Origin of the sequence: Kitasatospora sp. NPDC028055 (assembly GCF_040637885.1) — a bacterium.
In the GTDB taxonomy this organism is placed as follows: Bacteria; Actinomycetota; Actinomycetes; order Streptomycetales; family Streptomycetaceae; genus Kitasatospora.
Genome location: NZ_JBEZXE010000079.1, coordinates 1 through 25,069, shown reverse-complemented (window position 1 = coordinate 25,069; position 25,069 = coordinate 1). Strand labels below are relative to the sequence as shown.

At 73.5% G+C, this 25,069-nt stretch carries 14 protein-coding genes and 1 rRNA gene; 3 read left to right on the top strand and 12 right to left on the bottom strand.

All coding sequences use genetic code 11. From position 1 onward, the window contains the following. Positions 1-188: 188 nt before the first annotated feature. Positions 189-1,715 carry a S8 family serine peptidase gene (locus AB0F71_RS38475; protein ID WP_360245507.1) on the bottom strand — a complete coding sequence of 509 codons (1,527 nt, stop codon included), beginning with the start codon at positions 1,713-1,715 and terminating at the stop codon, positions 189-191. A gap of 253 nt (positions 1,716-1,968) precedes the next feature. On the opposite strand from AB0F71_RS38475, the gene AB0F71_RS38470 reads away from it, so the two are divergent. Next, positions 1,969-6,714, top strand: a complete 4,746-nt coding sequence (locus tag AB0F71_RS38470) for an ATP-dependent helicase (protein ID WP_360245504.1) — start codon at positions 1,969-1,971, stop codon at positions 6,712-6,714. 97 nt (positions 6,715-6,811) lie between these two features. Here the strand turns inward: AB0F71_RS38470 and AB0F71_RS38465 are convergent, their stop codons facing one another. The 9 genes from AB0F71_RS38465 to AB0F71_RS38425 all read right to left on the bottom strand — a co-directional run bounded on the left by AB0F71_RS38465 (position 6,812) and on the right by AB0F71_RS38425 (position 20,114). After that, the gene (locus AB0F71_RS38465; protein ID WP_360245501.1) at positions 6,812-7,099 is read right to left on the bottom strand and encodes a hypothetical protein; all 288 of its coding nucleotides are present in this window, start codon (positions 7,097-7,099) and stop codon (positions 6,812-6,814) included. 75 nt (positions 7,100-7,174) lie between these two features. Then, on the bottom strand, positions 7,175-7,543 hold the full coding sequence (locus tag AB0F71_RS38460; RefSeq protein WP_030290911.1) for a helix-turn-helix transcriptional regulator: 369 nt from the start codon (positions 7,541-7,543) through the stop codon (positions 7,175-7,177). Positions 7,544-7,861: 318 nt separating this feature from the next. Then, positions 7,862-8,323, bottom strand: coding sequence for a CinA family protein (locus AB0F71_RS38455; protein WP_360245513.1), 462 nt, complete (start codon positions 8,321-8,323; stop codon positions 7,862-7,864). Positions 8,324-8,365: 42 nt separating this feature from the next. Beyond that, positions 8,366-9,004, bottom strand: coding sequence for a CDP-diacylglycerol--glycerol-3-phosphate 3-phosphatidyltransferase (gene pgsA, locus AB0F71_RS38450; protein ID WP_360245498.1), 639 nt, complete (start codon positions 9,002-9,004; stop codon positions 8,366-8,368). Continuing rightward, complete coding sequence (gene rimO, locus AB0F71_RS38445; protein ID WP_360245495.1) at positions 9,001-10,506, bottom strand: 30S ribosomal protein S12 methylthiotransferase RimO; 1,506 nt, start codon at positions 10,504-10,506, stop codon at positions 9,001-9,003. The genes pgsA and rimO overlap by 4 nt, the downstream gene beginning before the upstream one ends. 97 nt (positions 10,507-10,603) lie before the next feature. Further along, the gene (locus AB0F71_RS38440; RefSeq protein ID WP_360245492.1) at positions 10,604-11,464 is read right to left on the bottom strand and encodes a RodZ domain-containing protein; all 861 of its coding nucleotides are present in this window, start codon (positions 11,462-11,464) and stop codon (positions 10,604-10,606) included. 320 nt (positions 11,465-11,784) lie between these two features. Further along, entirely contained in the window at positions 11,785-14,481 is a 2,697-nt protein-coding gene (locus tag AB0F71_RS38435) for a DNA translocase FtsK (protein ID WP_360245489.1), read from the bottom strand. Between the two features lie 149 nt (positions 14,482-14,630). After that, positions 14,631-15,266, bottom strand: coding sequence for a response regulator (locus AB0F71_RS38430; protein ID WP_360245486.1), 636 nt, complete (start codon positions 15,264-15,266; stop codon positions 14,631-14,633). 297 nt (positions 15,267-15,563) lie between these two features. Continuing rightward, positions 15,564-20,114: a HAMP domain-containing protein gene (locus tag AB0F71_RS38425; RefSeq protein WP_360245510.1), complete on the bottom strand. Its 4,551-nt coding sequence runs from the start codon at positions 20,112-20,114 to the stop codon at positions 15,564-15,566. A gap of 558 nt (positions 20,115-20,672) precedes the next feature. Between AB0F71_RS38425 and AB0F71_RS38420 the strand changes: the two genes are divergently transcribed. Together AB0F71_RS38420 and AB0F71_RS38415 are read left to right on the top strand one after the other, a co-directional pair. Continuing rightward, the gene (locus AB0F71_RS38420; RefSeq protein WP_360245483.1) at positions 20,673-23,234 is read left to right on the top strand and encodes a SpoIIE family protein phosphatase; all 2,562 of its coding nucleotides are present in this window, start codon (positions 20,673-20,675) and stop codon (positions 23,232-23,234) included. A 266-nt stretch (positions 23,235-23,500) separates the two neighbouring features. Continuing rightward, on the top strand, positions 23,501-24,064 hold the full coding sequence (locus AB0F71_RS38415) for a GPR1/FUN34/YaaH family transporter (protein WP_360245480.1): 564 nt from the start codon (positions 23,501-23,503) through the stop codon (positions 24,062-24,064). A gap of 11 nt (positions 24,065-24,075) precedes the next feature. Here the strand turns inward: AB0F71_RS38415 and AB0F71_RS38410 are convergent, their stop codons facing one another. Then, complete coding sequence (locus AB0F71_RS38410) at positions 24,076-24,921, bottom strand: phosphatase PAP2 family protein (RefSeq protein WP_360245477.1); 846 nt, start codon at positions 24,919-24,921, stop codon at positions 24,076-24,078. Positions 24,922-24,982: 61 nt separating this feature from the next. Further along, positions 24,983-25,069, bottom strand: a 5S ribosomal RNA gene (gene rrf, locus AB0F71_RS38405); the annotation flags it as partial.

Sequence of the window (25,069 nt, the reverse complement as noted above, 5' to 3'; positions counted from 1 at the left end):
GGAGGGGGTGGGTGCGGAGAGGGGCGTGACGGGTGATTTTCAGACCGCCAACGGCGCCCAACACCCCACCCACAGAGTCGGCGGTCCGAAAATCACCCAGCCCCCGGAGCGCCCACCCCCGGAACCGCCCCCGGACCACCCACCCTCCCGAAAGCCCACCCCCACACCCCAGCCCCGCGCAGCGGCCCTCACCGCGGCACAACCACCACCCCCACCCCGAAGTACTGCCGATCCCCACCCACCCCACCCGCCGCCGCCCCCGCCACCACACCCGCCAACTCCCCCGCCCCGGCCCCCGGGTGCAGCGCCGCCGCCACCGCCACCGCCCCCGTCACATGCGCCGCCGCCATCGAGGTCCCCGCCAGCGCCGCGTACTGCCCACCCGGCCAGTCCGAGACGATCGCCCCCTGCGGCCCCCCGTCCGGGTCGCCCCCCGGGGCCGCCAGCGAAACCCTGCCCCGCCCGTAGTTGGTGTAGGAGGACGGCCGCCCGTCCCGGTTGACGGCCGTGACGGTGAGGACCCCGGGCAGCTCGCCGGGAAGGCGGATGCACTCGGTGCCCAGGTGGCGAGTCAGGGCCGGCCCGGACACCCGGTCATTGGGGCTGCGCTCGTCGGTCCGGGCCGCGCCGAGGTCCTGTCCGTCGTTGCCCGCCGAGGCCACCACCACCGCCCCCTTGCGCTGGGCGTACGCGACGGCCCGCCCGACCGCCGCGATCAGGGCCGCCTGGTCCCGGTCCTCGGGGCAGTTGTACTTCCACGGGTCGGCGAAGTAGCTGTCGTTGACGGCCTTGGCCCCGTGGTCGGCCGCCCAGAGCATCCCGCAGACGATGTTCTCCGCGTAGTACTGCCCGAGCGGCCCGAGCAACCGCACGGCGGCGATCCGCACCCCGGGAGCGACCCCGGTGACACCCTGCCCGTCGCGGGCCGCGCCGATGATCCCGGCGACGTGGGTGCCGTGCCCGCTCTCCACCACCCCGGGGTCGGGCCGCCAGGCGCCGGTACGGGAGTCGGGGCGGCCGTCGGCACAGGAGGCCGAGGCCTTGGGGTCGACGGCCGCCCGCAGGTCCGGGTGGGTGTCGTCGACACCCGAGTCCAGTACGGCGACCAGCACCTTGCGCATCGCCTCGACCCCCGGCGCACCGCCTCCCGCACCGCCTCCCGCGGTGTCCCCGGTCCGCCCCGGCTCCGCGTGCACCATGCTCAGGTTCCACGCCGCGCCCTCCCCCGGGTCCGGAACCGTCGTCGTCCCACCGTCCCGCCCCTGAACACCCCACCCCCCACCCCCAGCCGTGCCACCCCCAACAGCCCCAACAGCTCCACCACCCCCAACACCCCTGTCAACCCCAGCACCCCCGCCCACCGCATCCCCCGCCGCGAAGTCCCCCGCCCCGCCCACCGCCCGCGGCGGCCCCACCACCGGCGCCGTCCGGGTGGCCCCGACCGCCGCGATCCCGGGCCGGGCCCGCACCCGGTCCGCGAAGCCGCCGGTCGCGTACGCCAGCACCGCCCCGATCTGCGGGTACTCCTGCACCACCTGCCCGCCCGCCGCCCGGCTCTCCGCCCCGGCCAGGGCGGCACCCGCCGCATCGTCCTGCCGGGCCAGCACCAGATAGCTGAGGTACGAACGTCCGGGCCCGGAGGCGTACGGCACGGCACCGCCGAGCACCAGCGCCGTGAGCAGCATCGCCAGCAGCGCCCGGGTGGGCCCGCACACCCTGCGCCGACGGCTCCCCGGCCGCCGCCCCCCGTGAACGGCCCCGGACCGGTGCGCCTGCGCCATCCCACGCCCTCCGCTCATCGGTCCGGTCTCGGTCACGGATTGATCACGCGCCCGATTTCTCACCATATGAGCGGATCATCATTCCCGCTCCCGCAGCTACACCCACCTCAACCACCCACCCCAACCACTCACCCCGTAACACCCCGCCACCACCCCACTTGTCAGCCCCACCCGGCACCATGGGGACATGGCGCCCCCGCACCCGACCCCACCCGGCGACCCCACCCCCGCCGACTCGCCCACCCCCGCCGACTCGCCCAACCCCGCCGAAGCCGCCCCCCTGGCCGGCTTCGCCCCCGCCACCCGGGCCTGGTTCACCGGCGCCTTCTCCGCCCCCACCGCCGCCCAGTCCCAGGCCTGGCGCGCCATCCAGCAGGGGACCGACGTCCTGGTGGTCGCCCCCACCGGCTCCGGCAAGACCCTCGCCGCCTTCCTCGCCGCCCTCGACCGCCTGAGCAGCACCCCGCCCCCCGCCGAGCCCAAGCGCCGCTGCCGGGTGCTCTACGTCTCCCCGCTCAAGGCCCTCGCGGTGGACGTCGAGCGAAACCTGCGCGCCCCGCTGACCGGCCTGCGCCAGGCCGCCGTCCGGCTGGGCCTGCCCGAGCCCGAGGTCCAGGTCGCGATCCGCTCCGGCGACACCCCCGCCGCCGACCGCCGCCGCTTCGCCACCCACCCGCCGGACATCCTGATCACCACCCCCGAGTCGCTGTTCCTGCTGCTCACCTCGGCCTCCCGGGAGGCCCTGCGCGGAGTGGACACGGTGATCCTGGACGAGGTGCACGCGGTCGCCGGCACCAAACGCGGCGCCCACCTGGCCCTCACCCTGGAGCGGCTGGACGAGCTGCTGGACCGCCCGGCCCGCCGGATCGGCCTGTCCGCGACGGTCCGCCCGGTCGAGGAGGTGGCCCGCTTCCTCAGCCCCCAGCGCGGCGCCGTCGTCGTCCAGCCGCCCGCCGCCAAGCAGTTCGACCTCTCGGTGGTCGTCCCCGTCCCCGACCTGGACGACCTGCCCGCCGCCCCCGCCACCGGCGGCGCCGCCGGCTCCGACCCGCAGCGACAAGCCTCGATCTGGCCGCACGTCGAGGAGCGGATCGTCGACCTGGTCGAGGCGCACCGCTCGACCATCGTGTTCGCCAACTCCCGCCGCCTGGCCGAGCGTCTGTGCAACCGGCTGAACGAGATCGCGTACGAGCGCGCCACCGGCACCGCCGCCCCCGAGGCGCACACCCCGGCCGAGCTGATGGGCGGCTCGGGCGCCGCCAGGGGCGTGCCCCCGGTCATCGCCCGGGCCCACCACGGTTCGGTCTCCAAGGAGCAGCGCTCCCTCGTCGAGGAGGAGTTGAAGGCCGGCCGGCTGCCCGCCGTGGTCGCCACCTCCAGCCTGGAGCTGGGCATCGACATGGGCGCGGTGGAACTCGTCGTCCAGGTCGAGTCCCCGCCCTCGGTCGCCTCCGGCCTGCAGCGGGTCGGCCGGGCCGGTCACCAGGTCGGGGCCGTCTCCACCGGCGTCTTCTTCCCCAAGTACCGGGGCGACCTGGTGCAGTCCGCCGTGGTCACCGAGCGGATGCGGGAGGGCCGGATCGAGGCCCTGCGGATCCCGCGCAACCCGCTGGACGTGCTGGCCCAGCAGCTGGTCGCGATGACGGCCCTGGACACCTGGCCGGTGGACGAGCTGCTCACCGTGGTCCGCCGCGCCGCGCCCTTCGCCACCCTCCCGCAGTCCGCCTTCGACGCCGTGCTCGACATGCTGGCCGGCCGCTACCCCTCGGACGCCTTCGCCGAGTTGCGCCCCCGCCTGGTCTGGGACCGGGTGGCCGGCACGGTCACCGGCCGCCCCGGCGCCCAGCGCCTGGCCGTCACCTCCGGCGGCACCATCCCCGACCGCGGCCTGTTCGGCGTCTTCATCGCCGGAGCAGACCCCAAGAAGAAGGGCGGCGGCCGGGTCGGGGAGCTCGACGAGGAGATGGTCTACGAGTCCCGCGTCGGCGACGTCTTCACCCTCGGCACCACCTCCTGGCGGATCGAGGAGATCACCCACGACAAGGTGCTGGTCACCCCCGCCCCCGGCGTCCCCGGCCGGCTCCCGTTCTGGAAGGGCGACACCCTCGGCCGCCCGCTCGAACTCGGCCGCGCCCTGGGCGCGTTCACCCGCGAGCTGGGCGCGCTCACACCCGAGGCCGCCACCGCGCGCCTCAAGCGGGCCGGCCTGGACGACTGGGCGGCGGCCAACCTACTGGACTACCTCGCCGAGCAGCGGACGGCCTGCGGCCACCTCCCCGACGACCGCACCATCGTGGTCGAGCGCTTCCGGGACGAACTCGGCGACTGGCGGATCGTCATCCACTCCCCCTTCGGCGCCCAGGTGCACGCCCCCTGGGCGCTCGCCCTCGGCGCCCGGCTGCGCGAGAAGCACGGCCTGGACCCGCAGGTCATGCACGCCGACGACGGCATCGTGCTCCGCCTGCCCGACGCGGACCTGCTCGCCCCCGACTTCGATTTCAGCGGCCCCTCGGAGCAAGCAAGTTCCGACGAGGCCCCGGTCGGCGCCGACGCCGCCCTGTTCGAGCCGGACGAGATCGAGCAGCTGGTCACCGAGCAGGTCGGCGGCTCCGCCCTGTTCGCCTCCCGCTTCCGCGAGTGCGCCGGCCGCGCCCTGCTGCTCCCCCGCCGCAGCCCGGGCCGCCGCACCCCGCTCTGGCAGCAGCGCCAACGCGCCGCCCAACTGCTCGAGGTCGCCTCCGAGTACGGCTCCTTCCCGATCGTCCTGGAGGCCGTCCGGGAGTGCCTCCAGGACGTCTTCGACGTCCCCGGCCTGGTCGAGCTGATGGCGGACCTCGAATCCCGCGCCGTCCGCCTGGTCGAGGTCACCACCCCCGAGCCCTCCCCCTTCGCCCGCTCCCTGCTGTTCGGCTACGTCGCCCAGTTCCTCTACGAGGGCGACTCCCCGCTCGCCGAACGCCGGGCCGCCGCCCTGTCGCTGGACTCCCGGCTGCTGTCGGAGCTGCTCGGCCAGGCCGAGCTGAGCGAGCTGCTCGACCCGCAGGTGCTCGCCGAGCTGGAGGCCGAGCTCCAACGCCTCACCCCCGAGCGCCGGATCAGGGACGCCGAGGGCGTCGCCGACGCGCTGCGCCTGCTCGGCCCGCTCACCGAGGCCGAGTTGACGGCGCGCGGTGCCGAACCGCTCTGGCCCCTGGAACTGGAGGCCGCCCGCCGGGTGATCCAGGTCCGGATCGCCGGCGAGCAGCGCTGGGCCGCGATCGAGGACGCCGGACGGCTGCGCGACGCCCTGGGCACCCCGCTGCCGGTGGGCGTCCCCGAGGCCTTCACCGAGCCGGTCAAGGACCCGTTGGGCGACCTACTGGCCCGGCACGCCCGCACCCACGGCCCGTTCACCGCCGCCGAGGCCGGCGCCCGCTACGGCCTCGGCACCGCCGTCGTCACCGGCACCCTGCACCGGCTCACCGCCGCCGGCCGCCTGGTCCAGGGCGCCTTCCGGCCCGCCGAGAGCCATACCGCCACCGCCGAGTGGTGCGACGCCGAGGTGCTGCGCCGACTGCGCCGCCGCTCGCTGGCCGCGCTGCGCCAGGAGGTGGAGCCCGTCCCGCCGCGCGCCCTGGCCGCCTTCCTCCCGCAGTGGCAGCACCTGGCCGGCCACCGGCTGCGCGGCCCGGACGGCCTGCTCCGGGTGGTCGAACAGCTCCAGGGCACCGCCCTGCCCGCCTCCGCGCTGGAGAAGCTGATCCTCCCGGCCCGGCTCGCCGACTACTCCCCCGGCCTGCTGGACGAGCTGATGGCGGCCGGCGAGATCGGCTGGTGCGGCGCCGGCGCCCTGCCCGGCAAGGACGGCTGGCTCAGCCTGCACCTGGCCGAGAACGCCCACCTGCTGCGCCCGGAGCCCGTCCCGCCCGCGCTCACCCCGCTGCACAGCGCCCTCCTGCAGGCCCTGACGGGCGGCTACGGCCTCTTCTTCCGCCAGCTCGTCCAGCAGCTCCCGGAGGAGACCCCGGAGCCCGAGGTCGTGACGGCCCTCTGGGACCTGGTCTGGGCCGGTTACGTCAGCAACGACACCCTGGCCCCGCTGCGCGCCCTGCTCGGTTCCGGCCGGACGGCGGGAGCGACCGCCCACCGCGCCCCCCGGGCGACCCCGCGCGGCCGCTACGGCGGCGCCGGCCGCGCCTTCGGCCGGGCCGGCGGGGCCCTGCGCAGCGGCCCGCCGACGGTGGCCGGGCGCTGGTCACTGCTGCCCGCCTTCGCCACCGATCCGACCGTCCGGACGACGGCCCGGGCGCAGAGCCTGCTGGACCGGCACGGTCTGCTGACCCGCGGCACGGTGGCCGCCGAACGGGTGCCCGGCGGCTTCGCCGGGGTGTACCGGGTGCTCGCCGCGATGGAGGAGCGCGGCCGGGCCCGCCGGGGCTACTTCGTCGAGGGCCTGGGCGGGGCCCAGTTCGCCATGGAGGGCGCGGCCGACCGGCTGCGCTCGGTCAACGGCCGACTGGAGCGGGCCCGGGCCACCGAGTGGCCGGCCGCCCCGGCCGCCGAGCCGCCGCAGCTGCTGGTGCTGGCCGCCGCCGATCCGGCGAACGCCTACGGCGCCGCGCTGCCCTGGCCCGAGCCGCCCGCCGCCGCGGGTGCCACGGACGCCAGGGCGCACCGCCCGGGCCGCAAGGCGGGCGCCCTGGTGGTCCTGGTGGACGGTGAGCTGGCGCTGTACGTGGAGCGGGGCGGCAAGTCCCTGCTGGCCTGGCCGGAGGACGACGCGACCCTGGCCCTGGCCACCGGGGCACTCGCGGGGGCGGTCCGCGCGGGGGCGCTCGGCAGCGTCACGGTCGAGCGGGCCAACGGCCGGCCCGCCCTGGGCTCCGAGCTCGGCCGCGCCCTGGAGGAGGCCGGCTTCCACGCCACCACCCGCGGGCTCCGGCTGCGCCCCTGAGGCGTGTCCGGTGGATCGGGCCGGGCCCCAGGGCCGGGAACCGGAGAACGCCGGAGGCCGCGGAGTCAACGACCCCGCGGCCTCCGGCCACGTCTTTTCACCCGATCGGCGGAGGCTGCGCCTCCACCCGGCCCACGGCCTCCTCGCGCGGGCGCCGGGCCGGGCCGGTCGCGTTCCGGTCGGCATGGACCGGGATCAGACCGAGTCCCCAGCCGCCGGCCGCCAGCAGACCGAGCACCGCACCGTCGGCGAGCTGCCCCCGGACGGCCACCGACCACCAGGCGAGCCCGCCCGCGAGTGCCACCAGGACCCAACGGGCCCGCCAGGGCACCAGCCGCCGCAGCCGTATTCGGGCCACCGCGCACACCGTCGCGAGTCTCCGCACGACCGCCCTCCTCCGCTCGCCCCGGGGTTCCTCGGGCCCGTCGTGGGACGGGCACCCGGGAGGTGCGAGGCCGGGTCAGGCAGCGACCACGTCCATCGCGGCGGCCTTGGGCGACATGTTCGCCCGGTCGGCGCCGGGGGCGGGCAGCGGAACCGGTTCGAGTACCGGCCTCAGCAGATCACCTTCGGAGAGGGTGGCCATCGCCGCAAGTTCGGCGAGCGACAGCTCGTCGCTGACCTCGCGCATGACCTCGGACATCCGGACGTCGAGTGCGTCGCAGATGGCGGAGAGCAGCTCCGAGGAGGCCTCCTTCTGTCCCCGCTCGACCTCGGAGAGGTACCCGAGCGAAACCCTGGCGGCCGCCGACACCTCGCGGAGTGTGCGGCCCTGGCGTTGGCGCTGCCGACGCAGTACATCGCCCAGTAGGCGACGGAGCAGGATCATCGGTGCCTCCCTCCTCGGACTGCGGATCGAGATGTCACGCCCCCACCGTACCGCCTTGCCCGCTTCGCGTGCGGGGACCCTGGTCGTGTTCACTCTGGGCTGCAAGGCCGTCCCCCTCCTCGTGCCGGTGTCGTACCCGGGTTCGCGGGCCCCTCGTGGTACCCGACTCGGCCCGCCCGGCCACCGTCACGCAACTCGTTCGCCACCTGGTTTCTGCCCAACCAGGCCGTTGGATGTAACACGATCCTCCAGCTGTGTCATACCCCGCGCGCCGGTTCGGCAGATCTCGGTTGGGTGGAGATCCGTCCGCGGGCCCCGTCATCGAGCGAGCCGGCCGACGAGCAGCTGCAGTGCGGCGGTCACCGCACCGTGACGGATTGTGGCACGGGTGCCGGACAGCAGGGGCGAACTGACCAGAGTTCCCCCCGGACCTGCGACCGCCAGGTGTACCGTGCCCACCGGCTGCCCGTCCTGCGGCTCCGGACCTGCCACGCCGGTCGTCGCGAGCCCGTACGTGGCCCCCAGCAACCCGCGCACGCCCTCGGCCATCTGCCGGGCCACCACCGGGTGAACCGGACCGTACACGTCCAACAGGCCCTCGTCCACACCGAGCACCGAGGCCTTCACCTCGGTCGCGTAGGCGGTGACCGACCCGCGGAAGGTCGCGGACGCCCCCGGGACGTCCACCAGGGCGGCGGCCAGCAGCCCGCCGGTCAGCGACTCGGCGACGGCCAGCGTGCCGCCCTCGGCCCGCAGCGCCGCGTGCGCCCGCTCGGCCAGCCCGTACAGCTCGTGGTCCGTCACCCTTGCCCCCTCCGTCCGCTAGCGGTCCGCGCGCTCCGCGGCCGTGCCCTCGCGGCGCAGGCGCAGCGCCTGGCCGATGTAGTCCAGCGCGGTGCCGATGGTCAGCAGCACCGCCGCGGCCATCAGGACCGCCCGCCCGGTGGCCAGCCAGCCGGTCAGCGGCAGCACGTACATGCCGACCGCCGTGCCCTGGGTCAGCGTCTTGAGCTTGCCGCCGCGGCTGGCCGGGATGACGCCGTAGCGGATCACCCAGAAGCGCATCAGGGTGATGCCGAGCTCGCGGGCCAGGATCACCACGGTGACCCACCAGGGCAGGTCGCCGAGGACGGAGAGGCCGATCAGCGCCGAGCCCATGATCGCCTTGTCGGCGATCGGGTCGGCGATCTTGCCGAAGTCGGTGACCAGGCCCTTGCGGCGGGCGATCTCGCCGTCGAACAGGTCGGTGATCATCGCGATCGCGAACGCCGCCCAGGCGACCGCGCGCCACTTGGGATTGTGCCCGTCGTCGGCGAACAGCAGGGCCACGAAGACCGGGACCAGCAGCACCCGGACCATGGTGAGCACGTTGGCGATGTTCCAGACCCCCGGCGCCGGCGGAACGGCGGCCGCCGGTCTGCCCGGGTGGGCCGCGGCCGGGGCCCCGGGCCCCTTGGTCATTCCCCGGCTCCCGGAGCCTCGGCCCCCGACATCGCGGGCCGTCGCACCTGTTCCAGCGCCTCGGCGATCAGGTCGACGCCCTCGCTGGCCACCACGGTGGCCCGCCAGAACTGCCCGACCCGCGGGTCCTCGACGCCGTGCAGGGTGGTCAGGCCGTCCGTCTCCGGGGCCTGGTGGGCGGAGCGGCCCTCGACCACGCCGTCCTCGATCGACTCGATCAGCACCTCGACCTCGGTGCCGATCCGCTGCTCGGCCCGCTGGGCGGTCATCTCCTCGGCGAGCCGGCTCAGCCGGGCCAGCCGGTCGGCGACGACGTCCTCGGGCAGCTTGCCGTCGTAGGTCGCCGCCTCGGTGCCGTCCTCGTCGGAGTAGCCGAAGACGCCGATCGCGTCCAGCCCGGCGTGGGTGACGAAGCGCTCCAGCTCGGCGAAGTCCTCCTCGGTCTCACCGGGGAAGCCGACGATGAAGTTGGACCGGGCGCCGGCCTGCGGGGCCTTGTCCCGGATGGTCCCGAGCAGCTGGAGGAACTGGTCGGTGGAGCCGAAGCGGCGCATCCGGCGCAGCACGGCGGGCGCCGAGTGCTGGAAGGACAGGTCGAAGTAGGGCACCACGTCGGTGGTCCCGGTCATCGCGTCGATCAGGCCCGGGCGCATCTCGGCCGGCTGCAGGTAGGAGACCCGCACCCGCTCGACGCCCTCGATCGCGGAGATCTCGCCGAGCAGCGTCTCCAGCAGCCGGATGTCGCCGAGGTCCTTGCCGTACGAGGTGTTGTTCTCGCTGACCAGGACGATCTCGCGGACGCCCTGCCCGGCCAGCCACTGGGCCTCCTGCAGCACGTCGGACGGCCGGCGGGAGATGAAGGAGCCGCGGAAGGCGGGGATGGCGCAGAAGGAGCAGCGCCGGTCGCAGCCGGAGGCGAGCTTGACCGAGGCCACCGGGCTGTCGTCCAGCCGCTTGCGCAGGGTGCGCGGGCCGGAGGCGGGCGCGAGGCCGTCGGGCAGGTCGGTGATCGGCTCGGCGGCGGCCTCGGCGCCGTGGCCGGGCAGCGCGACGGACTCGGCGGCGGACTGCCGCTCGGCCGGGCTGATCGGCAGCAGCTTGCGGCGGTCGCGCGGGATGTGCGGGGCGTGGTGGCCGCCGGAGAGGATGGTCTGCAGGCGGTCGGAGATGTCGGAGTAGTCGTCGAAGCCGAGCACCCCGTCGGCCTCCGGCAGCGCGTCGGCGAGTTCCTTGCCGTACCGCTCGGCCATGCAGCCGACCGCGACGACGGCCTGGGTGCGGCCGTGCCCCTTGAGGTCGTTGGCCTCCAGCAGGGCGTCGACGGAGTCCTTCTTGGCGGCCTCGACGAAGCCACAGGTGTTGACGACGGCGACATCGGCCTCGGCGGCATCGTCGACGAGCAACCAGCCGTCGGCTTCCAGTCGCCCGGCGAGTTCCTCGGAGTCCACCTCGTTGCGGGCGCATCCGAGCGTGACAAGGGCGACAGTGCGGCGTTCAGGCATAGGCCCAAGATTAACGCGCGGCCTCCGGTGCCGTTCGCCCCGGAGGCCGCGTGCCACGGATCAGCTGATCATCGACGGCCCTCGGCGGGCCCTGTGGTCAGCCCGCCTGCGGGTCGCCGGGGGTGTACGTGACGTGCACCACCTGGCCGTCCTTGCCGAGGACGCCGAGGTCCTTGCCGTTGACGTACGCGTGCACGGCCCCGCCGTTGCCGAGCACCAGCTTGATCTGCTTGGGGTCGGTGAAGGTCTGGTCCTGGCCGTCGCTGATGTTGTTCTGGAACAGCGACTTGCCGCTGCCGTCCGTCGCGGAGACCCAGCTGGTGCCCTCGGCGACCAGCTTCACGGTGACCTTGTCGGCCGGGACGGCGGCGATCGCGGCGGCGCTCGGCGCGGGCGCCGGCGGCTGGACGCTCGGCGTGACCGGGGCGACCGAGCCGGTCCCGGAGCCACTGGGCAGCGGCGCGCTGGCCGAGCCGGTGGTGCCGTGGCCGCTCTTGCCGCTGACCAGGTTGAAGCCGATCAGCGCAACCACCGCGACGATCGCGGCGACCATGGCGGCCGCCCAGTTCGGCCGGCTGCGGCCGGGGACCTTGATCGGGCCGCTGTCCATCAGCTGGGTGGCGGGGCGCTTGGAGGCCGGCGAGCCGCCGTGCGCGGCGTCGTAGCGGGCGACCAGGGCCTCACCGTCCGCGCCGACCGCCTGGGCGATCGAGCGGATGTGCCCGCGGGCGTAGAAATCGCCGCCGCAGCGGTCGAAGTCGTCCTCCTCGATGGCATGGACGATCGGCACCCGGACCCGGGTGGCGGTACTCACCTGGTCCACCGTGAGTCCCGCCCCGATCCGGGCGGCGGACAGCACCCGGCCGATGCTCGGGGCATCGGCCGCCTGCACCACGTCGTCGGTCGGCTCGACGGACGACGGGGCGTTCTCGCGGTCGGAGGACTTGCCGATGGTCACGGGGCACGCCTTTCGAGCGGATGGCCACCTGCTGGAGAACAGTCTAGGGGCGGGGACGGATCGTTTCTCAAGCGGAACGGGCCCGAATGCGCGTGCCCGGCCCGGCCGGGCGCCGGCCCCCCGCTGAACGGTCGTCAGCGAGGGCACGCCGGGGAGGCCGGAGTGCGCTTTCCGGCCAGTGACGCCGCGTACGCACATTCGGTTCCCGGTACCGCGCCTACCCTCCTCCGAACGAGTGAACCCACCCGGAGGGCACGACCCGTCAGCCCTGCGGGCCCGGAGCCCGGCCGCGCAGGCGTGCCCGGCCCCGCGGGCCCGGCTCAGCCCCGCAGGGTCACCAGCACGCCGTCCAGCTCGTCCGGCTTCACCAGCACGTCGCGGGCCTTGGAGCCCTCGCTCGGGCCGACGATCCCGCGCGACTCCATCAGGTCCATCAGCCGGCCCGCCTTGGCGAAGCCGACCCGGAGCTTGCGCTGGAGCATCGAGGTCGAGCCGAACTGGGTGGAGACCACCAGCTCGGCCGCCTGGATCAGCAGGTCCAGGTCGTCGCCGATCTCCTCGTCGATCTCCTTCTTCGGCCCGCCCCCGACCGTCACGTCGTCCCGGTAGACGGCGGTCAGCTGGTCCTTGCAGTGCTGCACCACCTTGGCGATCTCCGCCTCGGTGACGAACGCGCCCTGCATGCGGATCGGCTTGCTCGCGCCCATCGGGAGGAACAGCGCGTCGCCCTTGCCGATCAGCTTCTCCGCGCCGGGCTGGTCCAGGATGACCCGGGAGTCGGCCATCGCGGAGGTCGCGAAGGCCAGCCGGGACGGCACGTTGGCCTTGATCAGGCCGGTCACCACGTCCACCGAGGGCCGCTGGGTGGCGAGCACCAGGTGGATGCCGGCCGCCCGGGCCAGCTGGGTGATCCGGACCACCGAGTCCTCGACGTCGCGCGGCGCGACCATCATCAGGTCGGCCAGCTCGTCGACGATCACCAGCAGGTACGGGTACGGCCGCAGCTCCCGCTCGCTGCCCAGCGGCGGGGTGACCTTGCCGGCCTTCACCGCCGCGTTGAAGTCGTCCACGTGCCGGAATCCGAAGGCCGCCAGGTCGTCGTAGCGCAGGTCCATCTCGCGCACCACCCACTGGAGGGCCTCGGCGGCCTTCTTGGGGTTGGTGATGATCGGCGTGATCAGGTGCGGGATGCCCTCGTACGCGGTCAGCTCGACCCGCTTGGGGTCGACCAGCACCATCCGCACCTCGTCCGGGGTGGCCCGGGCGAGGATCGAGGTGATCAGGCAGTTGATGCAGGAGGACTTGCCCGCACCGGTCGCGCCGGCCACCAGGATGTGCGGCATCTTGGCGAGGTTGGCCATCACGGTGTGACCCTCGACGTCCTTGCCCATGCCGACGACCATCGGGTGGGTGTCCTCGGCGGCCGTGCGCGAGCGCAGCAGGTCGCCGAGGTTGACCATCTCGCGGTCCCGGTTGGGGATCTCGATACCGACCGCGGACTTGCCCGGGATCGGGCTGATGATCCGCACGTCCGGGCTGGCCACCGCGTACGCGATGTTCTTGGCGAGCGCGGTGATCCGCTCCACCTTGACGGCCGGGCCGAGCTCGACCTCGTAGCGGGTGACCGTCGGGCCGCGGGTGAAGCCGGTGACCCTCGCGTCCACCTTGAACTCGGCGAAGGTGCTCGTGAGCTGGGCGACCACCTCGTCGTTGAGGGCGCTGCGGGCCTTGGCCGGGCCGCCGCGCTCCAGCAGGTCGAGCGAGGGCAGTGCGTAGGTGATCCCCTCGCCGAGCTGGAGCTGTTCCATCCGCACCGGCGCCGGGCCGTGCTCCGCGGGCGCCCCCGGGCCGCCGCTGCGGGCGGCCGGGACGGCGGGCTCCTCCGGCGCCGCGGTGAGGTCCTTGACCTGGTGCATCATGTCCGCCACCGCCGAGGAGGCGGGCACCCCGTAGACCAGGGCGCCGTCCAGGTCGGCGGCGGCGCCGGCGGCCAGGTCGCGGGTGGCGTACGGGTCCAGCGGCTCCTGGTCCAGCGGTTCCTTGTCCAGGGAGATGCGGCGGACGGCCTCCGGCTGCCCCTCCTCGTCCTCGACGGACGGCTTGCGCCGACGGCGGCGCCGCCGGGCGGCCACCTCGTCGAGGGGGCCGTCGTCGGTGTCGAGGGTGTAGGGCAGCGCCTCGGGGTCGGCGTCCTCCGGCGGATCGGTGGACAGGTCCCGCTCCGGCGTGCGCCCCCAGCGCAGTTCGTCCTCGGGCCCCGGCTCGACCACGCCGAGCCTTATCCCCAGCCCGCGCACCCGCTCGCCGATCCGGTTGACCGGGGTCGCGGTGACCACCAGCAGGCCGAAGAAGGCCAGCAGCAGGAGCAGCGGCACGGCCAGGACCGCGCCGGCGGCGGCCATCATCGGGGTCGAGGCGGCCCAGCCGATGATCCCGCCGGCCGCCCTTATCCGGGAGGCGCCGCTGCCCATGGTGGGCGCGCCGCAGCCGATGTGGACCAGGCCGAGGATGCCGATCAGCAGGGTGCTCAGCCCGATCACGATCCGGCCGTTGGCCTCCGGCAGCTCCGGGTGGCGCCAGAGCCGGATGGCGATCGCGGCCAGCAGGAACGGCACCAGCACGTCGAGCCGTCCGAACAGCCCGGACACCACGGCGGTGGCCGCGCCGTTCAGCCAGCCCTCCGAGCTGAACCAGGTGCCGGCCGCGACCACCAGCGCCAGCGCGAACAGCAGCAGGCCGATGCCGTCCTTGCGGTGGTCCGGGTGGAGGTTCTTGGCGCCGTCACCGAAGCCGCGGAAGATCGCGGCGATCGGGCTGGCGAGGGCGTTGAGGGCGCCCATCACGAGCCCCCGGCGCGGCGGGGGCGGCGGGGCCGACTTGGCCGCCGTCCGCTTCGCGGGGGCCCGGCGGGCGGCCGCCTTCTTGGCGGGCGGCTTGCCCGGGGCCTTGGCCGCGGCCTTCTTGGACGGTCCCGGACTCGGTTTGCGTGCGGCGTTTCCGGGCGTACGAGTGGCCATGGGTCAGCAGCCTACCGGGGTGGGGGACCACTGCCCACGTGGCCGAGCCCCGGCGCCGGGACGTGTCGCAGACACACCGTCACGCTGACCTGGTTTCACCCGGGCGCAGCAGCAAAACCACCCGGAGGAGTGAACATCCGGGGCTCGACCTACGGCGTACCGGGGCGCATCGCGTCGAGGGCCCGACGCAGTCCGGCGAGCTTGCGCTCCAGGTGCGCCGCGGTGGCGGCCACCCCGGCGTCCTCGGCCCCGTCCAGCTGCTTGCCCAGCGCCTCCGCCTGCTCCTCGACCGCCGCCAGCCGTGCGGACAGCTCGCCGAGCAGCGCCCCGCCGAGGGCCGGCTCGCCGCCGCCCGCCTCCAGCTGCAGCCGCAGCAGCGCGGCCTGCTCCTTCAACTGGCAGTTCTTGACGTACAGGTCGACGAAGACCGAGACCTTGGCGCGCAGCACCCACGGGTCGAAGGGCTTGGAGATGTAGTCCACCGCACCGGCCGCGTAGCCGCGGAAGGTGTGGTGCGGGCCGTGGTTGATCGCGGTCAGGAAGATGATCGGGATGTCCCGGGTGCGCTCGCGGCGCTTGATGTGGGCGGCCGTCTCGAAGCCGTCCATCCCGGGCATCTGGACGTCCAGCAGGATCACCGCGAAGTCGTCCGTCAACAGCGCCTTGAGCGCCTCCTCGCCGGAGGCGGCGCGGACCAGCGTCTGGTCCAGGGCGGAGAGGATCGCCTCCAGCGCCAGCAGGTTCTCCGGCCGGTCGTCGACCAGGAGGATCTTCGCCTTCTGCATCGGGGCTCGCCCTCCTGTCGCCTGCCTGCCGCCCGGTGCGGGCACTCGCGTACTGCCCACCGCTACCCCGGTCATGCTAGCCGCACCCCCTCGCCCGGCACATCGCTCCGTCGGGACCCGATCCGGAGCGGCGCACAGCCGGTGCTCCGGCGCACGCTCAGCAGCGTGTCGCCGTCCGGTCACTGTTCGCAACGCTCGGTGACCCTACCGGGTTCCCGGGCCGGTCCGCCAGCAAACCGGCCGACCGGCAGGCGCGAACCCCGGGGCGGGCCCCGGGGTTCGCGCCAGGCGGCGGACTCACGCGCGGTCGCCGTTCAGCCACTCGGACATCACCGACAGCAGGTGGTCGGTCTCCACCGGCTTGGTGATGTGGTCGGTGGCTCCCGCCTCCAGGGACTTCTCCCGGTCGCCCTTCATCGCCTTGGCGGTCAGCGCGATGATCGGCAGGCCGGCGAACTGGGGCATCCGGCGGATCGCCTCGGTGGTCGCGTAGCCGTCCATCTCCGGCATCATGATGTCCATCAGGACCAGCGCCACGTTCTCGTGCTGCTCCAGCATCTCGATGCCCTCACGGCCGTTCTCCGCGTACAGGACGGTCAGCCCGTGCTGCTCCAGCACGCTGGTCAGGGCGAACACGTTGCGCACGTCGTCGTCCACGATCAGCACCTGCTGGCCGTCGAAGCGGGTGTCGCCGCGGGCCGGCCGGGGCTGCTGCGCGGGCTCCACCGCGCGCGGCACCGCGGCGCTCTCCAGGGCGGCGCTGCGGCGGCGCTCCACCGCCCCGCGGCGGCGCTCCTCGGCCATCTCCCGGACCTCCTGGGCCCAGTGGTCGGCAGGGCTCTCACCGACCGGCACCGGTAGGCCCACCGGGGTCACCCCGACCGAGGCGCGCAGCGCGGGCGGGTTCACCGGGCCCGGGCGCTCCTGGGGCCGCTCGGCGGTGGCCTCCGGGGCGTCGGTGCGCAGCGGCAGGTAGAGCGTGAAGGTCGAGCCCTTGCCCAGCTCGCTCTCGGCGTGGATCTCCCCGCCGAGCAGCCGGGCGATCTCGCGGCTGATCGACAGCCCGAGCCCGGTGCCGCCGTACTTGCGGCTGGTGGTGCCGTCGGCCTGCTTGAACGCCTCGAAGATCTCCCGCAGCTTGTTGCCGGGGATGCCGATGCCGGTGTCGGAGACCGAGAAGGCGATCAGCTCCTCGTCCGGGCCCTGGATCGAGCCGAACTCCAGCAGCCGCTCGCGCACGTGCTGGGGGACGTCCCGGCCGGCCGCGCTGATCGAGAAGTCGACGCCGCCGGAGTCGGTGAACTTGACGGCGTTGGAGATCAGGTTGCGCAGCACCTGCTGGAGCCGCTGCTCGTCGGTGTGCAGGGTGACCGGCAGGGCGGGCGAGACCCGGACCGCGAAGTCCAGGTTCTTGTCCAGGGCGACCGGCTGGAAGGTGGCCTCGACGTAGTCGACCAGCTGGACCAGGGCGATCCGGGCCGGACGGACGTCCATCTTGCCGGCCTCGACCTTGGACAGGTCGAGGATGTCGTTGATCAGCTGGAGCAGGTCGGAGCCGGCGCCGTGGATGGTGTCGGCGAACTCGACCTGCTTGGGCGAGAGGTTGCCCTCGTTGTTGTCGGAGAGCAGCTTGGCCAGGATCAGCAGCGAGTTGAGCGGGGTGCGCAGCTCGTGCGACATGTTGGCGAGGAACTCGCTCTTGTACCGGGAGGCCAGGGCGAGCTGCTCGGCGCGCTCCTCCAGGACCTGCCGGGCCTCCTCGATCTCGCTGTTCTTGATCTCGATGTCGCGGTTCTGCTGGGCGAGTTGCTCGGCCTTCTCCTGCAACTCCTCGTTGGTGCGCTCCAGCTCCTCCTGGCGTGCCTCCAACTCGGCGGATCGCATCGAGAGTTCGGCGGTGAGCCGCTGGGACTCCAGCAGCAGGCCCTCGGTCTTGGTGTTGACGCTGATGGTGTTGACGGTGACGCCGATCAGGTCGGCGATCTGGTTGAGGAAGTCCAGTGCGACGGTGGTGAAGGAGCTGAACGTGGCCAGCTCGATCACGCCCAGCAGCCGGCCCTCGAACTGCACCGGCAGCACCACGATGTGGGCCGGCGAGGCCTCACCGAGGCCGGTGGCGATCTTGAGGTAGCCGGGCGGCGCCTCCTTGACGATGATCGCCCGCTTCTCCACCGCCGCCTGGCCGATCAGCGACTCGCCCGGCCGGAAGGTGGTCGGCATCGCCCGCCGCTGGTAGCCGTAGCTGCCGATCAGCCGCAGCACGGTGTCGTTCTCGTCGTCGTCCTCGGTGATCAGTTCGGCGGTCCGCCCGGCCGGCTGGGCCAGGAAGAAGGCGCCGTGCTGGGCGGAGACCACCGGGGTCAGCTCGGTCATGATCAGCGAGGCGACGGCCTCCAGGTCCCGGCGGCCCTGGAGCAGGCCGGAGATCCGGGCCAGGTTGGTCTTGAGCCAGTCCTGCTCCTGGTTGGTGCGGGTGGTCTCGCGCAGGTTGGCGATCATCTGGTTGATGTTGTCCTTGAGCTCGTCGAGCTCCCCGGCGGCGTCCACGTCGATCCGCAGGCTCAGGTCGCCCCTGGTCACCGCGGTGGCGACCTGGGCGATCGCGCGCACCTGCCGGGTCAGGTTGTTGGCCAGCTCGTTCACCGACTCGGTGAGGTCCTGCCAGGTGCCGTCCACCCCGGGCACCCGGGCCTGGCCGCCGAGCCGCCCGTCGGTACCCACCTCGCGGGCGACCCGGGTGACTTCGTCGGCGAAGGCGGAGAGCTGGTCCACCATGGTGTTGATGTTGGTCTTGAGCTGGAGGATCTCGCCGCGCGCGTCCACGTCGATCTTCTGCGAGAGGTCGCCGCGGGCGACCGCGGTGATCACCAGCGCGATGTTGCGGACCTGGCCGGTGAGGTTGTTGGCCATCTGGTTGACGTTGTCGGTCAGGTCCTTCCAGATGCCGGCCACGCCCGGCACGCTCGCCTGACCGCCCAGGGTGCCGTCGGTGCCCACCTCGCGGGCAACGCGCGTGACTTCGACCGCGAACGCGGACAGCTGGTCCACCATGGTGTTCAGCGTCCCGGCGAGCGTCGCGATCTCGCCCTGGGCATCGATGGTGATCTTCTTGGAGAGGTCGCCGCGGGCCACCGCGGAGGCGACCTCGGCGATGTTGCGGACCTGTCCGGTCAGATTCGACGCCATGAAGTTGACGTTGTCGGTCAGGTCCTTCCAGATGCCCGACACCCCGCGCACCCGCGCCTGGCCGCCCAGGATGCCCTCGGTACCCACCTCGCGGGCGACGCGGGTCACCTCGTCGGCGAAGGCGGAGAGCTGGTCGACCATGGTGTTGACGGTGGTCACCAGCTCCAGGATCTCGCCCCGGGCGTCGACGGTGATCTTCTTCGACACGTCGCCGCGGGCCACCGCCGTGGTCACCTCGGCGATGTTGCGGACCTGGCTGGTCAGGTTGTTGGCCATCAGGTTGACGCTGTTGGTCAGGTCCTTCCACGTCCCGGACACCCCGGGCACGCTGGCCTGACCGCCGAGGATGCCCTCGGTGCCGACGTCCCGGGCGACCCGCGTGACCTCGTCGGCGAAGGCCGAGAGCTGGTCGACCATGGTGTTGATGGTGTTCTTCAACTCCAGGATCTCGCCCCGGGCGTCCACCTGGATCTTCTGCGACAGGTCGCCCTTGGCGACCGCGGTCGTCACCTGGGCGATGTTGCGCACCTGATCGGTGAGGTTGTTCGCCATGAAGTTGACGTTGTCGGTCAGGTCCCGCCACACCCCGGCCGCCCACGGCACCTGCGCCTGACCGCCGAGCCGGCCCTCGGTGCCCACCTGGCGGGCCACCCGGGTCACCTGTTCGGCGAAGCCGGAGAGCTGGTCCACCATCGTGTTGATGGTGTTCTTGAGCTCCAGCATCTCGCCGCGCGCGTCCACCTCGATCTTCTGCGAGAGGTCCCCGCGCGCCACCGCCGTGGTCACCTGGGCGATGTTGCGCACCTGGCCGGTCAGGTTGTCGGCCATGAAGTTCACCGAGTCGGTCAGCTCGCGCCAGACCCCGGCCACGCCCGGCACCTGCGCCTGACCGCCCAGCCGGCCCTCGGTGCCGACGTCCCGGGCCACCGTGGTCACCTGGGCGGCGAAGCCGTTCAGCTGGTCCACCATCGTGTTGACGGTGTTCTTCAACTCCAGCATCTCGCCGGCCACGTCGACGGTCACCTTGCGGGACAGGTCGCCCTTGGCCACCGCCGTGGTCACCTGGGCGATGTTGCGCACCTGCGCGGTCAGCCGCCCGGCCATGGTGTTGACCGAGTCCGCCAAGTCCTTCCAACTGCCCGACACGCTACGGACCTTGGCCTGCCCGCCGAGCTTGCCCTCGGTGCCCACCTCGCGGGCCACCCGGGTCACCTCGTCGGTGAACTCGGAGAGCTGGTCCACCAGCCCGTTGACCGTCCGGCCGATCCTCAGGTACTCGCCGCGCAACGGGTGGCTCACCCCGTTGCTGTGCAGCGAGCGCAGCTCCATCTTCTGGTCCAGGTCGCCCTCGGCGATCGAGGTCAGCACCCGGCCCACCTCGGCCATCGGCCGGGCCAGGTCGTCGATCAGCGCGTTGCAGTTGTCGACCGCCGCCATCCAGGCGCCCTCGCCCGCACCGGTCTCCAACCGCTCGTTCAGCCGGCCCTCACGGCCCACCGCCCGCCGCACCCGGGCCAGTTCACCGGTCAGGTGCTGGTTGCGCTCGGCGACCTCGTTGAACACCGCGGCGATCTCCGCCAACGGCCCGTCGCCCGGCACCGTCAGCCTGCGGCGGAAGTTGCCGTCCCGCATCGCGGTCAGCGCGGCCAACAGCTTGCGCAGTTCGGCGGGCTCCGCGCTGCGGCTGTGGCCCGCTCGCCGGCCGGCCGCGATCCGCGGCGCGGTCCCGGACCGCCCGCCGCGCGGAGCCTGCGGCGTCGTACCGGTGGCGTCCTTGGTGGCGTCCTTGGTGGCCGAACTCAACGGGCCCCTCCCACATCGTGTGAACTGTCCGGTGACCCGCCGCGCCGGAAACGGCACGGGACCGGGCACCGGCCCGGCTGGGCTGCGTACCGGCCGGCCCTCACGGCCCACCGGCACCCACACGACCGTACTGCTCCCACCGGCCGTCGCGGACCCCCCAGTCTGGCAGCACTGGCGCCGGGTATACGGCCGGTTGCACACGGTTGTCCCCGCACCGTCCGAAACAGGTGGGCAGAATCACCCTCCGGTGCCTGTTTCACCGCCCCGCCCCCACGGGGTACCGAGCGGAAAGTAGGGTGGAGCGCTGCACCGGGCCACGACCCGACCCGACGACGCCGCCCGCCCGACGGCACGCACGGGGAGGTCGGCACGAGCCCCGGACAGTCAGGGCCAGAGCAGCAGAGGAGAAGTGGCAACGTGGTCACCGCGCGCGCAGCCGCCACCTTCGACCCCGACGGCCGGTCCGCGGCCGCCGCCCGGGGCTTCGTCCGGGACGCGCTGCTCGGCTGGGGCCTGCCCGAGGTCGTCGACGACGCCGTCGTCCTGGTCAGCGAGCTGGTCACCAACGCCGTCGTGCACGCCGGCACCGCCGCCGAGGTCTGCTGCCTGCGCGAGGAGGAGAGCGTCCGGATCGAGGTCACCGACCACCACCCCGAGCGCGGCCTGCCCTCGCTCGGCGACGGCCCGGTGTCCGCCTCCGAGCGCTTCGCCGACCCCGACGGCGAGGGCGGCCGCGGCCTGCTGATGTGCTCCGCCCTCGCCGAGCGCTGGGGCGTCGAGTACGCGGCCGGCCAGAAGACCGTCTGGTTCCGGCTCGCCCTGCCCGCCCACGTGGCCGGTACCCGCTACGCCGTCCCCGCCACCCCCGGCAGCGACCTGCCCAGCAGCCCCGGGCCGGTGCACGTCGCCGTCGTCCAGCTCGACGAGGACGGCCGCGTCCTGGCCTGGAACCCGGACGCCGAATCCCTCTTCCGGTACCCCGCCGCCACCGTGCTGGGCCGCCCCTGGGCCGACCTCGCGGTCTGGCCGCAGTCCCCCGGCCGCGGCCTCAGCCTCACCGACACCCTCCGGCTGGCCCGCTGGGAGGGCGACTACGGCGTGCGCCGGGCCGACGGCGAGGAGGTCGAGGTCTACGGCGTCCAGGTGCGCGTGCGCGACACCGAGGGCGTCGCCTCCACCCTCTGCCTGCTCGTCCTCGAACCCGACCGTGCCGTCCTGCGCTCCCCCGCCCGCGCCCTGCCCGGCGAGCGCCCCGACCCGACCGGTCCCCGACTCGACCTGCTGGCCGGACCGGTCGCCACCGACGACCTGGAAAGCCTCCTCCAGCGCACCGTCGAACGCGCCCGCGACCTGCTCGACGCCGACGCCGCCTACCTGCTCCTCACCACCGACGACGAGGCCGAGTTCGAGGTCCGCGCCGCCACCGGCCTGACCACCGGGCACCGCCGGCACACCCGCTTCCCGGTGGGCACCGGCAACCGCTACGACTCCGCCCGGCTGCCCACCGTCCACGAGGACCTCGCCGCCCGCCCCACCGGCCTGCCCCTGCTCACCGGCAGCGGCATGCGCTCCCTGGTCACCGTCCCGCTCAAGGTCGAGGGCCGCCTGATCGGCTCGCTCGGCATCGCCACCGCCGCCCCCGGCCGCTACGACAACGAGGACGCGCTGCGCCTCCAGTTCGCCGCCGACCGGGTCGCCCTGGCCGTCGAGAGCACCCGGCTGACCGAGCTCGAACGGCTGCGCCGCGGCTCGCTCTCCTTCCTCGTCGAGGCCTCCGACCTGCTGGCCGGCACCCTCGAACACGAGCAGACCCTGGCACTGATGGCCCAGATGGCCGTCCCCACCCTCGCCTCCTGGTGCGCCGTCTACACCAACGGCGACCACAGCTCCTCGGCCGGCCTCGCCTTCGTGCTGCACGAGGACGAGGACCGGATCGACCCGCTGCGCGACCTCCTCGACAAGACCCCCTCCCCCGAGACGGGACCCACCCACGGCGTCCGCTTCTGGACCGCGCCCGCCGAGACCGCCGGAGCCCGCGGCCTCACCGACAGCCCCGAACTCGCCGGCCTGCTCGGCGAGACCGTCGTCCTGCCGCTGACCGCCCGCAACCGGGTGATCGGCCTGCTCGCGCTCGGCGTCCCGGCCGGCGTGCGGTTCCGGCAGGAGATCCTCGAACTCGCCGAGGACCTCTCCCGCCGGGCCGCCCTGGCCCTCGACAACTCCCGCCTCTACTCCGAGCGCACCGCGACCAGCCAGGCCCTCCAGCGCAGCCTGCTCCCGCCGGACCTGCCCGAGATCCCCGGCGTCGAGGTCGACGTCTACTACCAGGCCGCCGGCGAGGGCAACGAGGTCGGCGGCGACTTCTACGACCTGTTCACCATCCGCGAGGGCACCTACGGCTTCGCCATCGGCGACGTCTGCGGCACCGGCCCCGAGGCCGCCTCCGTCACCGGCCTGGCCCGGCACTCGCTGCGCCTGCTCGCCCGCGAGGGCCTGGACGCCCCGCAGGTGCTGCGCCGACTCAACGCGGCCATCCTGGACGAGGGTTCGCGCAGCCGCTTCCTCACCCTGCTCTACGGCGAGCTGACGCCCCGCCCGGACGGCAGCACCGAACTGTCCCTGGTCTGCGCCGGCCACCCGCTGCCGCTGCGACTGCGCACCGACGGCCAGGTCGACCGGGCCGCCACCCCGCAGCCACTGCTCGGCGTCCTGGACGACCTCGAACTCGCCGCCGAGCACCTGGTGTTGGCACCCGGCGAGGTCCTGCTCTGCGTCACCGACGGCGTCACCGAGCGCCGCGAGGGCCGGCGGATGCTCGGCGACGACGGCCTCGCCGAGGTGCTCACCGGCTGCACCGGGCTGACCGCCGGCGCGGTCGCCATGCGGGTACAGCGCGCGGTCGAGCGCTTCGCCCCCGAGCCGCCGTCCGACGACATGGCGATCCTGACGCTCCGGGTCCCCACCCAGCGTCAGTCGTGAGCGCTCCACAGCTGACATCATCACAAATTGTTATGTTCACAAGGGTACAAGCGAGCACGGCCGGGTAAACCGATCTCGCCGGGGAATCCCCCGGCGGGGACGTGACCAGCGGCTCTCCGCAGGCCCGTCGCTTCTGACCTCACTTCTGACCGCAGCCCACGCACGCTCACAGCCGTGCGCCCTCGGCGCGGTCGCGCGCATCCACCCATCGAACGACACCAAGCGTCACTGCGCCCTGCGCGCGCCCAGAGTGAAAGGAGCCTCCGGTGAGCAACGACGCTACCGGGGCAACGAACGCCCGCTCCACCGGAGCCGACGCGGGTAACCTCGGCTACCTCGCCCTCGGCCTGACACTGCTCGCCTACGGTCTGCTCTCCACCGGGATCCTGCACAACACCGGTGCCGGGGACGCGGCCCACCTCGCCCACCTGCTCGGCGGCGTCACCCTCTTCATCGCGGGCCTCTGGCAGCTCCGCGGCGGCGAGGGCTTCACCGGGACCGCCTTCACCAGCCTCGGCGCCTTCTGGGCGACCTGGTCGATGGCCGGCGGCGCGAGCAAGAACGCCGCGGGCCTGTTCCTGCTCGTGTGGGCCCTGCTCGCCCTCAGCCTCACCGCCGCCAGCTGGGGCGCGGGCCTGTTCAGCCGCGCCGTCTACGGCCTGTTCACCGTCTCCCTCGTGCTGGACGCCATCGCCGTCCTCGGCAGCTACAGCGGCCTCGGCAAGGCCGCCGGCTGGGTCGCCGCCGTCTCCGGGCTCATCGCCTGGTACTGGGCCACCTCCCGGCTGAGCAACGGCTCCTGGGGGAAGGTCGCCCTGCCGGTCAAGTGACCGGCAGGGGCTCAACCGACCTGCTGGGGCCGCTCCTCGGCACCGGCCCGGGGCCGGGTCTCCGTCTCGACGGGGGCCCGGCCCCGTCGCCGTGCCGCCAGCGCCAGCACGGCGTAGGCGAACAGCAGGATGGCGACGGCGACGATGCCGTCCGCCCAGAAGTGGTTGGCCGTCACCACGACCACCGCGACCGTCAGCAGCGGGTGCAGCACCACCACCCAGCGGAACGGGCTCGGCGACACCCGCACCACCGCGACCGCCGCCAGCACGCACCAGGCGACGTGCACCGACGGCATCGCCGACAGCTGGTCCGCCACCACCACCCCGCCGACCGCACCGCCGTACACCGACTGCCCGTACTGCGCGGCCACGTCCACGAAGCCGCTCTGCGGCAGCATCCGCGGCGGCGCCACCGGGATGAACTGCACCAGCAGACAGACCGCCGTGGTGATCACCACCGTGTTGCGCACCCACGCGTAGCGCTCGCGGTGCCGCAGGAAGACCCAGAGCAGCACACCGAGCATGACGGCGAAGTGCATCACCGCGTAGTAGTAGTTCGCCAGCCGCACCAGCACCGGGTACGGCGTGACCGCCGCCTGCCAGGAAGCCTCGTCCGGCAGGCCGACCGCCTGCTCGGTCCGGTGGATCCAGCTCGCCCGGTCCAACGCGTGATCGGCGCTCATCACCGACAGGTGCCCGACCAGCTGCCAGAGCGCGAACAGTGCCAGCAGTGTGCCGGCCTCCCGCAGCAGCGCCGACGCCCCCGGCTTCCGGACCCTCGCAGCGGCGTACGCGCCTCCGTAGAGGACGACGGCGGCGCCCCCGGCGGTCTGCCAGGTCAGGGTCAGGTTCTGCATTGGCAGAGGGTAACGCAAAAAGACCCCCTCCCGAATGGGAGAGGGTCTTTTTGGAATGATTGTTCGGCGGCGTCCTACTCTCCCACAGGGTCCCCCCTGCAGTACCATCGGCGCTGTGAGGCTTAGCTTCCGGGTTCGGAATGTAACC

Coding starts and splice junctions, on each gene's coding strand:
- AB0F71_RS38470 (WP_360245504.1), top strand. CDS start 1,969: ATGGCGCCCCCGCACCCGACCCCACCCGGCGACCCCACCCCCGCCGAC.
- AB0F71_RS38460 (WP_030290911.1), bottom strand. CDS start 7,543: ATGATCCTGCTCCGTCGCCTACTGGGCGATGTACTGCGTCGGCAGCGC.
- pgsA (WP_360245498.1), bottom strand. CDS start 9,004: ATGACCAAGGGGCCCGGGGCCCCGGCCGCGGCCCACCCGGGCAGACCG.
- rimO (WP_360245495.1), bottom strand. CDS start 10,506: ATGCCTGAACGCCGCACTGTCGCCCTTGTCACGCTCGGATGCGCCCGC.
- AB0F71_RS38435 (WP_360245489.1), bottom strand. CDS start 14,481: ATGGCCACTCGTACGCCCGGAAACGCCGCACGCAAACCGAGTCCGGGA.
- AB0F71_RS38430 (WP_360245486.1), bottom strand. CDS start 15,266: ATGCAGAAGGCGAAGATCCTCCTGGTCGACGACCGGCCGGAGAACCTG.
- AB0F71_RS38410 (WP_360245477.1), bottom strand. CDS start 24,921: ATGCAGAACCTGACCCTGACCTGGCAGACCGCCGGGGGCGCCGCCGTC.